This window comes from Defluviicoccus vanus, from assembly GCF_014672695.1.
GTDB lineage: Bacteria > Pseudomonadota > Alphaproteobacteria > Rhodospirillales > Defluviicoccaceae > Defluviicoccus > Defluviicoccus vanus.
Genome location: NZ_CP053923.1, coordinates 873,857 through 887,818, shown reverse-complemented (window position 1 = coordinate 887,818; position 13,962 = coordinate 873,857). Strand labels below are relative to the sequence as shown.

Genomic DNA, 13,962 nt, shown 5'->3' with positions numbered 1-13,962 from the left:
CAGGCGGTGCAGGGTCAGACGGCAAGGTAGTTGCGGGTGATGCCTTCGTCACCGAGCAACGGCCCCGCCGCGCCCTCCATCTGGATGGTGCCGCGTTCAAGGATATAGGCGCGGTCACCGACGGCGCGGGCGAAATGGACGTTCTGCTCGGCCAGCAGTACGCTGAGGCCGCTTCGCTTCAGCTCGATCACCGCGTGTGCCATCTGCTCGACCACCTTCGGCGCCAAGCCTTCCGAGGGTTCATCGAGCATGATCAGCGTCGGGTTGCCCATCAGCGTCCGGGCGATGGTCAGCATCTGCTGCTCGCCGCCGCTGATAGCACCAGCCGGCTGCGTCATCAGCCCGGCGAGGCTGGGGAACAGGGCACACACCCGATCGAGGTTCCAGGTGGGCAGCGATGATTGCCGCTCGGCCGGCGGTCGCTCGCCCACCAGGAGATTTTCGGCGACGGTAAGGTCGGTGAAGATCCGCCGGTCTTCGGGCACGTAGCCGAGGCCGAGGCGGGCGATCCGGTCCACCGGCATGGCCAGCACGTCACGACCCTGGAAGAGGATGCGGCCGCGCCGGCGACTGACGAGGCCGATGATGCTGCGCAGTGTCGTCGATTTGCCGGCGCCGTTGCGGCCCACTAGCACCACCACCTCGCCGGCGCTGACCCGCAGCGTTACGTCGAAGAGGATTTGCGCCGGCTCATAGAAGGCGGTGAGGTGGCGGACCTCGAGGATCATCGTGGCGCACCCTCGATACCGGCCATGGAGCCCTGTCCCAGGTAGACGGCGCGCACCCGAGGGTCGGCACGCACCTGCGCCGGCGATCCCACGGTCAGCACCTGGCCGCGGTCAAGCACCAGCACCCGGTTGGCGTGGCCGAACACCACGTCCATATCGTGCTCGGTGAACAGCACGCCGATCGCCCGCTCCCGGGCAACTTCGGCCATCAACTGCATCAGCGCGTTGCGCTCCTTCGCTGCCATGCCGGCGGTGGGTTCGTCCATCAGCAGCAGCCTCGGTGCGTTGGCCAGCGCCAGGGCCAGTTCCAGCCGCTTCAGGTCACCGTAGGCCAGCGAACTGCATGGGCGATCGGCCTGATCGGCCATGCCGACGAGTTCGAGCATGGCAAAGGCTTCGTCCAGCCGCAGCCGGCTCAGCCGCGGCCGCAGCGAGAGCAACTGCCGACGCACCGACAGCAGGGCGATCTGGACGTTCTCCAGCACGGTCATCGAGGCGAAGGTGGCGGTAATCTGAAACGTCCGCCCGACGCCGAGGCGCCAGATCGCCCGTGGCGGCAGGCCGGTGATCGGCCGGCCGAGCAGGGTGACGCTGCCGGCATCCGGGCGCAGGTGGCCGTTCAGCAGGTTGAAGGTGGTGGTTTTGCCGGCACCGTTGGGGCCGATCATCGCTAGGATTTCGCCGGCCTCGAGCTGCAGATCAACGCCGTCGACGGCGGTTACGCCGCCGAAGGACTTACGCAGGCCCTGGGCTGACAGTACGCTCATCGGTCCGCTGCGGCCCCCTCGATCCTCGCCGCTTGCAAGCGGTTGCGGGCGAAGCCGATGATGATTCCTGCGGAAAGGCGATCACCAGGGCGAGGACGATCGCACCGATCACCATCCGCCAGTGGTCGGTGTGGCTGGAGAGGACGACGTGCAGGATCGTATACACGGCGGCGCCGACGCTGGGGCCGACGAGGGTCTGCAGTCCGCCCAGGAGGATCATCACCAGGCCTTCCACCGACACTGGCACCGCCATCACGTCGGGGAAGACGCTCCCCTTGAGAAAGGCGTACAGGCTGCCGGCGACACCGGCGGCGGTAGCGGCGATGACGAAGGCCTTGCGTTGCACCCGTTCGCGGTCGAGGCCGAGCATCTCGGCACGCAGGGTCGAATCGCGGCAGGCGCGCAGCGCCATGCCGAAAGGGGAGAAGACGATCTGGCGCAGGAGAACGACCAGACTGCCGGCGACGGCGAGGGTCAGATAGTAGAAGGCGGCGGGTGAGGCGACGTAGGCAGGGGGCCAGACACCGAGGATGCCATTGTCACCGCCGGCCAGTCCCTCCCACTGGAACACCATCGACCAGAGGATTTGCGCAAACGCTAGCGTCAGCATCGCCAGATACACGCCGCTCAGGCGAACCGAGAAGGCGCTGAACGCGGCTGCCGCGAGGGCAGCAAGCAAGGCGCCGGCGACGATCGCCACTTCGAGCGGCGCACCGAGGCGGGTGGTGGCCAGCGCCGCACCATAGGCGCCGAGGCCGAAGAACGCCGCGTGGCCGAAGGAGACGATGCCGCCGATGCCCACCAGCAGGTGCAGGCTGACGGTAAAGAGCGCGAAGATGAGAATTTCGCTGGCAACCGACAATGTATAAGGCTTGGCAAGCAGCGGCAGCACCGCGAGCAGCAGCAAAAAGGCGAAGGCCCAGTTGCGCTGCGCCGGGGTCAGCGGCGCCACCGGTTGTGGCTCGCCGCCGGACTGGCGACGGTCGTCGGTTATGGGGCGGCCGAGGAGTCCCCATGGTCGCAGGATCAGCACCGCTGCCATCACCAGGAAGGGAAGAACGATGCTGATCTGCGGCAGCACCAGCAGGCCGAAGGCGTTGAGCAGGCAGATCAGCAATGAGGCAAGGTAGGCACCGGTGATGCTGCCGAGGCCGCCGATGATCACCACCACGAAGGCTTCGACGATGATCTCGAGATCCATCGTGTGGTGGACCGGCGAAACGGGCACCTGCAGCGCNCCGGCGAGGCCGGCGAGGAAGGATCCGAGCATGAAGACGAGGGTGAACAGACGGTCGCGGTGGACACCGAGCGCCGCGACCATGTCCCGATCCTGGGTGGCGGCGCGGACGAGGATTCCCCAGCGCGTCCGCCGGAACAGGAGCCACAGCGCCGCGAGGACGATGGGGCCGAGGGCGATCAGCAACAGATCGTAGCTGGGAATGCTGTGGCCGAGGATCGTCACCACGCCGGCCAATCCTGGGGCGCGCGGGCCGAGCCGGTCTTCCGGACCCCAGACCAGCAGCACCAGATCCTGAATGATCAAGGCTATCGCGAAGGTGGCGAGGAGCTGGAACAATTCCGGTGCCCGATAGATGCGCCGCAGCACCACCACCTCGATCAGCCCGCCTGCGAGCGCGATCGCCGCCGCCGCACCGAGCACCGCGAGCCAGAAGCCGACCACCGAGTTACCGCCCAGGTTGGCTGCGGCGAATTGTACCCAGGTGTAGGCGAGGTAGGCGCCCAGCATGCAGAAGGAGCCATGGGCAAAGTTAACGACGCGGGAGACGCCAAAAATAACCGACAGGCCGGCGGCAACAAGGAATAATTCCGAAGCGCTGGCGAGGCCGGTCAACGATTGTACGATCAGGAACTCCACGCCGCTCCTTTCGACTCCAGACGCTCTACGCCAATGAACACGTTACGATTTACGTCGNCAACCAATCCACTCTTGAAAACGCGATCGAGGTCCCGGGGGTATTTTTCCGGTGGATTACTCCGCCGGACGCAGTGCCTTCACCGCCGCTGGCGGTGGCAGATAGTCGGCGCCGTCCGCGTAGCGCCAGTCGACCATGATGCCCTTGCCGTCCTTGAGGGCGATGCGACCGACGAAAGCGCCCATGGTCGACTGGTGATCGGCAGCACGGAAACTGATCGGACCGAAGGGGGTGTCCACCTCGATTCCCTCGGCGGCGGCGATCATCTTCTCGGTATCGGTGGAACCGGCCTTGGCAATGATGGCGGCCACCGTCTTCATCGCTACGTAGCCCACCACCGAGCCGAGGCGGGGATAATCGTCGTAGGCGCGCCGGTAGGCAGCGAGAAACGCCTGGTGTGCCGGCGTGGTGATCGCGTACCAGGGGTAGCCGGTGACGATCCAGCCGACCGGTGCTTCGGCGCCAAGCGGATCGAGATATTCCGGCTCGCCGGTGAGGAGACTGACCACGGCGCGATCCTTGAACAGGCCGCGGGTGTCACCGGCGCGGACGAACTGCGCCAGGTCGGCACCGAAGGTGGCATTGAAGATGGCCTGTGGCTCGTTCTGTGCCAGCGCCTGGATCAGCGGGCCGGCATCGATCTTGCCGAGCGGCGGCCATTGCTCGCCGACCCACGCCAAGTCAGGGCGCTTTTCGACCATGATGCTGCGAAAAGCGCTGACGGCAGACTTGCCGTACTCGTAGTTGGGTGCCACCGATACCCATCGTTTCGCCGGCAGCTTGGTTGCCTCGGCGGCCAGCATTCCCGCCTGCATGGACAGCGACGGACGTAGCCGGAAGGTATAGCGGTTGCCTTTCTCCCAGATCAGCGCGTCGCTCAAGGGCTCGGCGGCGAGAAAGAGCAGCCGCCGCTGCTTGGCGAAGTCGGAGACGGCGAGGCCGACGTGGGAATAGAAGGTGCCCATCAGCAGCACCGCACCCTCGCGGCTGACCAGTTCGTTGGCTGCGGTCACCGCGTCGCCCGGCTTGCCGCCGTCGTCGCGGGAAATCACATTCAGCGGCCGGTCGAGGGCACCGCCCTTGGCGTTGATCTCTGCCAGCGCCAACTGCCAGCCGTTGCGATAGGGCAGGGTGAAGGCCGGCAAGCCGGAATAGCTGTTGATTTCGCCAATGACGATGGCGTCCTTGGCTCGGCCGGGAAGGGCGAAGCCCGCGAGAGCGACGACGATCACCAAGGCGACAGCGAAGGCGCGGATTGTCAGTGCACGCATGCCAGTCTCATTTTCAACGTCCCGGCCTCGCCGATCGCAATCACGCTGATGGCTTCAGGTGTCTTCACCGCAGGCCATCTTCGCCCTTGACCTGATCCTTGGTCAATCCGCCGACGCGCGGCAACGGCCGGCCGGAATCGGTGAGGGCGACGATGACGACGATTTCGTCGGCGCGCGGGGCATCGGCCAGCCGCACCTCCATCGCGTCGAAATGGCTGCGGACGAAGGCGGCGTCCTTATGCCCCAGCGGCACGTCGATGCCGGTGCCGATGCCGCCCTGTTTCTTCGACGATGCAATCAGCGCTGCACCCCTCTCCACCACCTTGCGCACCGGGCCGCCCAGCCGCGGGTGGAGGATCGCCGCCGCGTGTTCCAGTTCCCCCGCTTCGCCGACGATTGCCGCCTTGCCGTAGCTCTCGATCGTCGCCGCCGGTACCGCGAGTGCGGCAACCGCGCGCGCTGCCAGCAGGCCACCCAGCGTCTCGCCGATGGCCATCAACGGTTCCAGATCGGCCTCGAAACGTCCGGCGAAGGGGTTGGCGATCACCGCGGCCACCGCCGCCTTGCGTGTCGGCGGGCTGATCGCCTGGCCCATCTCCAGGTGGGTTTCTTCGATGATGGTGACGAGCTTGCGAATGATGGGCTGGGTCATGATGGCGCCACGGCTGCAGGAGAGGCGAGGNGCGGTGAGCCGCGGCATCGCCGGCGGCCCCGCTACACAGTAGCGGCCGCGGAGCGCGAGGAAAGCCCCGAATATGCGCCCCGCCCGCCGCATTCCCTCTGCCGTCGCCACACCGGCGGCGAGGGAGGCCTCGATCTCCGATCCGCTGAGGTCGGCGACGTCAACCACCACTAGGCGGTCGCCCAGGTCGCTGTCGGCATCAAGGCTGGCGGCGGGTGCGCGACGGATTGCTCGTGACTCGACGCTGACGGCGTTGGCAATCAGGGTGGCGGCGACGTCGGCGGCGGCGGCATCGCTGGCGAGGACGGTCACCGCGTCGGCGATGCCGAAGGACAGGCTGCGGCCGCCCTGGCCGCTGGTGGCGATGCCGCGCACCGGCAGCTGGGATTCGATCGTCACCGTAGCGTCGATGCTCGGCCGGTTGAGGCGGGTGACGAGGCCGGCGGTCAGGCTCGCCCGGGGAGGAATAAACAGGGCGATATCGCCGCCGTTATTCACATATGCGCGGGCAAGGTGGCGGCCATCGATGAGCGCGGCCAGCATGTGATCGGCGACCGCGCCGGCCACCGCCGCCATCGGTGTCAGGAACACGCCGCGATGCGGGGCGCACGCCGCCACCATTCGTCGTGCTATCGGTCCCTTAGCCGCCGGCAAATCGTCGCCCAACGGCTGGCGCAACACGGGCAGCTCGGCCACGAGATCGTTCAGCACCGGTCGGAAAGCGGCCGTTGCCTGGGCGTAGGCCGCGGCCACCTCGTCCGTCGCGCCGAAGGCCTCGATGACCAGGTCGATGGGACCCTGCTGCAGGTGCAGCCGCCGGCTGTGGTTGAGCAGTCGGGCGGCAGAAATCATGACATCAACGATTTAGAGGTGGCAAACTGTTGAGAATTTCGAGCGGGATCTCAGGCGAACTTTCTACGAAAAAGAAATCGATATCTCGTGGCTCTCTCTCGCAATAGATTCTCAGCTTTGCTTCTATACCAATCCCATCATCCTTCGATGAAAAAAATAGATCGATCCTTCTATAGATACGCATTTTTGGAAGCAGGGGCTCATCGAAAGTAAACAAATACCTTAGCCCATATAGTCCATCAAATTGCATAACGCCAGTAGGTCCTAGAAATTCCTCCGCCTCCCGCATATACTTTGCAATAATAGCAATTCTCATGTAGTCGGAGATAATCACATTTTTTGTTGGGTTGCTTATTGTTATGGGAAATTGTGCTTTATACTTTAACTTAGACTCGCCGTTTTCGTTAAGCAGCGGTATCCTTGCTCCATTCTCGAGTCGCTTCTGGCCTGCATAAAAATCCAATGCGTGCTCATCAAAGTTAGTTTTTCAATCGTAACTTGCTTAACAAAAAAAGATATTTTCTTTGTTAACTCTTCCTTGAGGTAAGATAGGCTGTTACCATAAATTATATGGGGATAGTTTCTAAGGTCAAAGGGTATGTCGTCATCCGATCTAGTAAGCAATATCACAACCTTGTTGAGTGCGTGTGCATATCCTGTTTCGTAAAATACGTTAGGGTTTCTCCCGGACATATCAGCTACGATGATGTCTGCTTTTGCGATCTGGTTGAAGATGCGATCGATGATGTTCGTGTGAAAGATCTGCTCGTCTACCCGCTCGCAGTATGCGCCCGCATTCTGACAAGCAGGCAAGATAGAAAGCTTGTAAACGTCATCAAATGCAGCATCGAATGGCATAAGAACAAAAACAAATTTCCTAGCAGCCTGTCGGACTTAACGCGAGGCGGAGCTGTGGGTTATAGAATCCGGGCATGGATTCACGCCCCCGGCCCGGACCTCTTCGGCATGAGCAACTTCCGCCCGATCGACCGCGACAGCGGATTTCTGATGCCGCCGTCGGTGGACGAGTGGCTTCCGCAGCGGCACTTGGCGCGGTTCGTGGTGGAGGTGATCGCGGGGCTGGATCTGCGGCCGATGACCGGCAGCTACCGTGGCTCTGGGGAAGCGTCCTACCACCCCAGCCTTCTGCTGGGCATTCTGATCTACGGCTACGCCACCGGGGTGTTCTCCAGCCGCAAGCTGGAGCGGGCGACCTATGACAGCGTGGCGTTCCGCTTCATCGCGGCGAACGATCATCCGGACCATGACACCATCGCCGCGTTCCGCCGACGCTTTCTGCCGCAGATCGAGAAGCTGTTCGTCCAGGTGCTGGTGACTCGCGCGCGAGATGGGCGTGCTGAAGCTGGGAACGGTCGGGCTCGACGGGACCAAGGTCCACGCCAATGCCAGCCGGCACAGCGCGCTGTCCTATGACCATGCGGGCAAGCTGGAGGCCCAACTGCAGGCCGAAGTGGCCGATCTCATGGCCAAGGCAGAAGCGGCGGACCAGGTGGACATCGCTGACGGCATGTCGATCCCCGACGAACTGGCGCGACGTGAGGAACGGTTGTCCAGGCTCGCCGAGGCCCGGGCGAAGATCGAGGCCCGCGCGAAGGAACGCTTCGAACGGGAGCAGGCAGACCATCAGGCGAAACTCGCAGCACGGGACGCCAAGGCAGCGGCCACCGGCAAGAAGCCCACGGGCCGTGAGCCGAAGCCGCCGGTGGCGACGCCGCTGCCCACGGATCAGATCAATCTGACCGACGAGGAAAGCCGCATCATGGCGGTGGCGGGCGGCGGTTTTGAGCAGTGCTACAATGCGCAGGCGGCGGTGGCGGCGGGCAGTCTGCTGGTGGTGGTCGCCGACGTGGTGCAGGCGCCCAACGACAAGCAGCAGCTTACACCCATGCTGGACAAGATCGGCACTCTGCCGGACGTGCTCGGCAGGCCGGACATGCTGTTGGCGGACAATGGCTACTTCAGCGAGGCGAATGTGCAGGCCTGTGTGGCCGGCGGGATCGAACCGCTGATCGCACTTGGTCGCGAGGCGCATCATCTCAGCCTGCAAGAGCGCTTCGCTGCGGCGCCACCGGCGCCCGAAGACCCCACCCCGGTTCAGGCGATGGCGTATCGGCTGCGCACGCCGCAGGGCCGCGCGCTCTACGCCCTGCGCAAGCAGACGCCCGAGCCAGTGTTTGGCATCATCAAGTCCGTGCTGGGGTTCCGGCAGTTCCTGCTGCGCGGGCTCAATGCCGCCCGTGGCGAGTGGAGGCTTGTGACCATGGCATGGAACCTGAAGCGGATGTTCGCCCTCAGCCGCGCCGTCTAGCCTGCGCGGCCAGTTCCGCAGGCGCGCCAGCGCGACCGCACCGCCCAAAATGGCGCTGACAGAGGCGCCGACGCACCGATCCCTACGCAGGTCCGGCGACGCCCGAGACGCAAGTCCGACAGGCTGCTAGGGGCTGTCCCTGTTATCGATTCTCTCTCCATAGTATCTTTATTTCCCCCTCCTCAAAAAGGCTGATTGTGCGAAGGGCCATGGGTTGGCCTCACCCCAGCCGATCGCCCTGCGCTCGCCGCTCTCGTCCACCTGCTGCCAGCCGACGACGCGGTCCATGTGGCCGCCGAGGGCACGATAGTCGTCGAGGCGCATGGTGAATTCGATCGGTGCCACCAGGGCCGGTGTCGGCACGTAGCCGAAGGAGCGTTCGGGCATCCGCATCACGTCCACCATCAAGGTGATCCCGCCGCCCGGCCAGATGAAGACAGGTGCGCCGCCGCAGCTGACATAGACGAGGGAGTCCTTGACCGAACGGGTGAGGCGGACCGGGTTGCGGGTGACCCCGGCGCGCAGCGAGCCGCCGGCACCGGCCATGAAGAGCACCGAACAGAGTGCCGGCTCGCAGTTCTCGCGGATCAGCGCCACCGTCGCCGCCAGCGCCTCCGGCATTGCCGCCGGCTGTGGCCGCAGCGCCTCGTCGAGCACGTAGTAGATCGCATCCTCGCCGGTGGTGCTGACCATCAGCATGCTCAGGCCCGGTCGCGCCTTGCGGTTGTCGAAGGGGCCGAGGATGGCGAGGGGATCGTCGATGGTCGTGCCACCCCAGCCGCTGCCCGGCTCGGCAACGCGGAAATAGCGCCCTGGCGTCGACTTGCGTCCGGCTATGTTGATGCCGGTGGGCTGGATGCCGAGGTGCTTGCCGGCCTCGTGTTCGGAGAGTACGCCGGTGATGTGGTCGTCCACCACCACCACCTCATCCACGTGACCGAACCAGGTCGGCGCGAACATGCCAATCGTCGCCGAGCCGCAGCCGACGCGCATCCGCTCCTCGGCGGTGCCATCGACCACCGGCGGCTTGCCGGCCTGCACCACCACCTCGCTGCCGCCGTCGATGGCGAGGGTGACCGCTTCCTTGTTGCACAGGGCCAGCATCGTCTCGCACGTCACCTGGCCTTCACGCTTGCCGCCGCCGGTGAGGTGGCGGACACCGCCCAGCGCCAGCATCTGCGAACCGTACTCGCTGGTGGTCACGTGGCCGACTGGCTCGCCCTGGCAGCGCACCGTCGCCGTCTCTGCACCGAGATGCCGGTCGGTATCGATCTTCAGCTTGGCGCCGCAGTAGCTGAAAATGCCCTCCGTCACCACCGTCACCATATCGACGCCTTCGTGCTGGCTAGCGACGATGAAGGGGGCGGGCTTGTAGTCGGGATAGGTGGTGCCGGCGCCGATGCCGGTGACGAACCGGCTCTCGTCGGTGACCAAGGCACCGTCCCAGTCGCCATCCGCTGCCCCGTCCTTGGCGAGAAATGGCACCATGGCGCCGTCGCGCCCGGCGACGCGTTCGGCCACCACCAGCGGATCGACGCGGACGAGGACGCCGCCCAGGTTTGCATAGCGGTCGCAGGCGCCGGCGGTGTCCAAGCGGATGCGGCAGCGGACCGGGCAGGCGTCGCAAACGATGATCGCCGCCTTGACATCGCCAGTGGCTGCCTTCTCGCTCATGGCCGTGCAACCCCCACCGTTGTCGCCTGCAAAGCCGCGTGGNGCGCGGATCAGTGTCCGCAACCGCGAGGGCGTCGCCGGTACTTGGTGTATGGTGATCCCGGTGGCATCGCGAATGGCGTTCAGAATCGCTGCCGCGGTGGGGATCAGCGCCGGCTCACCGACGCCTTTGGCGCCGAACGGGCCCAGTGGCTCCGGGTCTTCGATCAGGATCGTCTCCATCAGCGGCATCTCGCCGATGCTGGGGATCAGGTAGTCATGCAGGCCAAAGGTGCGGCCGGGGACGAACTCTTCCATCAGCGCCATGCCGAGGCCCTGGAGGATGCCGCCCTCCACTTGGCCTTCCACCAGCATCGGATTGATCGCGCGCCCCACGTCGTGGGCGGCGACAATGCGCAGCACCTGCACCGTGCCAAGCTCCATGTCCACCGCGACCTCCGCGATTTGCGCGCCGAAGGCATAAGTGGCGTAGGGTTCGCCCTGGCCATCCGCATCCAGCACCGTTGTCGGTGGATCGAAGGTTCCTTCGGCGCTCAACACCAGATCGTCGCCGTCCACCGCCATTGCCGTCAGATCGAGACGCCGATCGCCGACGCCATTGCCATCGTCGCTCACGTGCACGCCGCCATCCTCGAAGGACAGATGCGCGGTCTCGCCGGCGTTGACGAGGCGAAGAATGCTCTGGCGCAGCGCCTGGCCGGCGCGCTTCGCCGCCTGGCCGGAGACGAAGGTCTGCCGCGAGGCCGATGTCTTGCCGGCATCAAGGGTCCGCGCCGTATCCGCCCGCACCAGGCTGATCTGCGCAAGGTCGACGCCGATCGCATCGGCGGCGATCTGCGCCAGCACCGTGTTCGATCCCTGACCGATGTCCACCGCGCCCTGGAAGAGGACGATGCGACCGTCGCGGCGCAGGCCGACGCGGATGGAGGAGGGGTTGGATAGCGAGGTGTTGCCGCAGCCGTACCACATGCAGGCGATGCCGACACCGCGGTGCAGCGCCGCCGTCGTGTCCGCATTGGCGGCGATGGCTTCGGCGCGGGCAGCCTGCCAGCGGGGCTGCAGGGCTTCGAGGCAGGCGGCGATGCCGACGCTCTCGTGCAGCACCTGGCCGGTTGGCGTCGTGTCACCGGCACGAAGCGCATTGCGCAGCCGGAAGTCCAGTCGGTCGAATTCCAGCTTGTCGGCGAGCGCGTCCATCAGTGCCTCGACGGCGATCGCCGCCTGCGGCGTCCCGAAGCCGCGAAAGGCACCGGCGGGCGGGTTGTTGGTGTGGATCGCCCGGGTTTCCGCCAGGATCGCACCGACGCTGTAGGGGCCGGAGCAATGCACCGGCACCNNCCGGTTGGCCACCGTTGGCCCCCAGGAGGCGTAGGCGCCGGTGTTGAAGTCGCCCTGAAACGTCAGCGCCGTCAGTTGGCCGGCGGCGTCGGCGGCGAGGCGGGCGGTCATGCGCGCCGGATGGCGTTTGGTGGTGGTCGCCATCGACTCGCCACGGTTGAAGACAGCACGCACCGGCCGGCCGATCAGCCACGCCGCCAGTGCCACCTGCGGCTGCAGCGTCAGGTCGAGCTTGCCGCCGAAGCCACCGCCGACGGCGGTGGCGATGACCCGCACCTGCGCCGGATCGAGGGCGAGGATACGTGCCAAGTCGAGGCGGTTGGCGTAGGGNGTCTGCGTCGTGGCAAAGACTTCGATCGTGTCGCCGACGCGCCGGGCATAGCCGGCCTCGGGTTCGATGTAGGCGTGCTCGACAAAGCCGGTCTCGAACTGGCCCTCGACCACATGCTTCGCCTGCGCCATCGCCGCCTGCACGTCACCCCGACACACCCGGCCGCGGGTCAATACGTTGCCGGGGCGGGTCTCGAACAGCTGCAGCGCGTCCTCGGCCGTCGCCGCATCCATGGTCCGCAGGGCCGGCAGGTCTTGCCACAACACCGGAAAGTCGGCGGGATCGAAGGCGGCGATGGTGGCGGCATCGCCGATGATGGCGGCGATCGGCTCACCTTGAAAGCGCACCCGGTGGCTGGCCAGTACCGGCTGGTCGCGGAAACCGTTGGCGATGCCGAAACAGAGTTCGCCCGGCACATCCTCGGCGGTGAGCACGCGCACCAGCCCCGGGTAGCGTTCGAACAGTGGCTGGGTCTCGCTGATGACAAACCGCGCCGACGCGTATGGCGAGCGGACTAGGCACAGCCACAGCGCATCCTCGGGTGCCACGTCGTCGCCGAAGCGCTCGCTGCCATCCACTTTGGCGATGCCATCGAGGCGCGGGGCGCGAGCGCCCACCGCTGTCCCGATGCCGACAGCAGTCTCGGCCTTGGGTAGGGTGTGGGGNTTTATCACCGCGGTGATGATCTTGGCGTAACCGGTGCAGCGGCAGAGGACGCCGCCGAGCGCATCCGTTACCTGCTGCGCCGATGGCTGCGGTTGCCGGGCGAGAAGGGCGGTTGCCGCCATCAGCATGCCGGGCGTACACATACCACACTGGGCGGCGCCGTATTGGTGGAAGGCACGCTGAACGGCGCTCAGCCCTTCGCTGCTCAGCCCTTCGATGGTGATGATCGCCCGTCCTTCCGCCTGCGCCACCGGCACCAGGCAGGCGGCGACCGGCTCGCCGTCAAGAAGTACGGTGCAGGCGCCGCATGTGCCGGCATTGCAGCCGATCTTGGTTCCGGTGAGCCGCAGATCCTCGCGCAGCACCTGCGCCAGGCGCCGCATCGGCGGACTGTCGATGTCGACCTCGGTGCCGTTGACCTGCAGGTGAAAGCGCCGCATCGCGGTCATTGGCGTGTCCGCTGCAGCGCCTGCAGCGAGCGCCGCACCAGCAGCGCCGCCGCTATCGGCGCGATAGTCGGCGCTGGCCATCGCGTCGGTCATCGGCGTCAGGCGGGCAAGATCGGTCTCGGCATCGAACAGGTCTGGCAAGCCACTGTTGATGGCCTGTTCGACCAAGCGCATTTCCAGCGCTGGTAGGCGTTGGGCAACGGCGGAACAGCCGCCGACAGCGATGCCGGTGGTGGCGATGCGGCCGCTGTGATCGGTGCCGATGCGCGCGGCGACGGAGACGATGGCAAGGCCCTGATAGGCCCGCCGAGAGAGCTTGATGTAGATGCCGGTGTGATGAAAGTAGCGGCGCGGGATGAGGATCGCGGTCAACAGTTCGTCCGCTTCGCGCCCCGTCTGGCGGCTGCCGCGCAGGAAGGTCGCCAGCGGCAGGGTCCGCATGCGGTCGGCGGCACACAGTTCCACCTCGGCATCGGCAATCAGCAGCGGCGGGATGCCGTCGGCGTTGGCAGCGGCCCCGCATACGTTGCCACCCAGGGTACCGACGTTCTGAATCTGCCGCGCCCCGATCCGGCGGGCGGCCTGTTGCAGCGGCGAGCACTCCGCCGGCAGCGTCGCCCGGGCGATGTCGGACCAAGTGGCGAGAGCACCCAGCCGCACCTGCGCCGCGTCGATGGTGATGTCTTTGAGTTCGGCGATGGCGGTGATGTCGAGCAGGCGATCGGTGAGCGGCCGGCTCCGCCAATCCACATAGTAGAGGGTGCAGCCGGCGATGATGGTCCAGGTGCCGTCGCTGAGCAGATCCAGACAGGTTTCTAGAGTTTGCGGCCGTTGGTAGATGGGCCGTGGGCTATCGTTCATCGCCTCTGATGACCCGGGAGATCTGTTGCGCAACCATACCGTCCTTTGTGCGATGGCGAGATTGGTAGCAAACGACAAGG

The 13,962-nt window shown here is 65.8% G+C and carries 7 protein-coding genes and 1 pseudogene; 1 reads left to right on the top strand and 7 read right to left on the bottom strand.

The features are described 5' to 3' along the window. Window positions 1-14: 14 nt before the first annotated feature. The 6 genes from HQ394_RS03940 to HQ394_RS03910 form a co-directional block, all read right to left on the bottom strand. Window positions 15-728: an ABC transporter ATP-binding protein gene (locus HQ394_RS03940; RefSeq protein WP_190262111.1), complete on the bottom strand. Its 714-nt coding sequence runs from the start codon at window positions 726-728 to the stop codon at window positions 15-17. After that, window positions 725-1,495, bottom strand: a complete 771-nt coding sequence (locus HQ394_RS03935) for an ABC transporter ATP-binding protein (protein WP_190262110.1) — start codon at window positions 1,493-1,495, stop codon at window positions 725-727. The genes HQ394_RS03940 and HQ394_RS03935 overlap by 4 nt, the downstream gene beginning before the upstream one ends. Then, window positions 1,464-3,371: an ABC transporter permease gene (locus HQ394_RS03930; protein WP_317628990.1), complete on the bottom strand. Its 1,908-nt coding sequence runs from the start codon at window positions 3,369-3,371 to the stop codon at window positions 1,464-1,466. Before HQ394_RS03930 ends, HQ394_RS03935 begins: the two co-directional genes overlap by 32 nt. Before the next feature lie 114 nt (window positions 3,372-3,485). After that, window positions 3,486-4,700 (bottom strand): ABC transporter substrate-binding protein, encoded by a 1,215-nt coding sequence (locus HQ394_RS03925; RefSeq protein WP_190262109.1) that lies wholly within the window; start codon window positions 4,698-4,700, stop codon window positions 3,486-3,488. 64 nt (window positions 4,701-4,764) lie between these two features. Next, window positions 4,765-6,234, bottom strand: a complete 1,470-nt coding sequence (locus tag HQ394_RS19495) for an amino acid synthesis family protein (RefSeq protein ID WP_223291829.1) — start codon at window positions 6,232-6,234, stop codon at window positions 4,765-4,767. A 4-nt stretch (window positions 6,235-6,238) separates the two neighbouring features. Continuing rightward, entirely contained in the window at window positions 6,239-6,697 is a 459-nt protein-coding gene (locus HQ394_RS03910; protein ID WP_190262108.1) for a hypothetical protein, read from the bottom strand. A 503-nt stretch (window positions 6,698-7,200) separates the two neighbouring features. Here HQ394_RS03910 and HQ394_RS03905 point away from each other — a divergent pair. Next, window positions 7,201-8,563, top strand: a pseudogene (locus HQ394_RS03905) (IS1182 family transposase). Window positions 8,564-8,731: 168 nt separating this feature from the next. On the opposite strand, the gene HQ394_RS19490 reads toward HQ394_RS03905, so the two are convergent. Beyond that, window positions 8,732-13,882 (bottom strand): molybdopterin cofactor-binding domain-containing protein, encoded by a 5,151-nt coding sequence (locus tag HQ394_RS19490; RefSeq protein ID WP_456151530.1) that lies wholly within the window; start codon window positions 13,880-13,882, stop codon window positions 8,732-8,734. Window positions 13,883-13,962: the final 80 nt, after the last annotated feature.

What these genes read in the sequence shown, in the direction of transcription:
- HQ394_RS03940 (WP_190262111.1), bottom strand. Translation starts at nt 728, where the DNA reads ATGATCCTCGAGGTCCGCCACCTCACCGCCTTCTATGAGCCGGCGCAA.
- HQ394_RS03935 (WP_190262110.1), bottom strand. Translation starts at nt 1,495, where the DNA reads ATGAGCGTACTGTCAGCCCAGGGCCTGCGTAAGTCCTTCGGCGGCGTA.
- HQ394_RS03925 (WP_190262109.1), bottom strand. Translation starts at nt 4,700, where the DNA reads ATGCGTGCACTGACAATCCGCGCCTTCGCTGTCGCCTTGGTGATCGTC.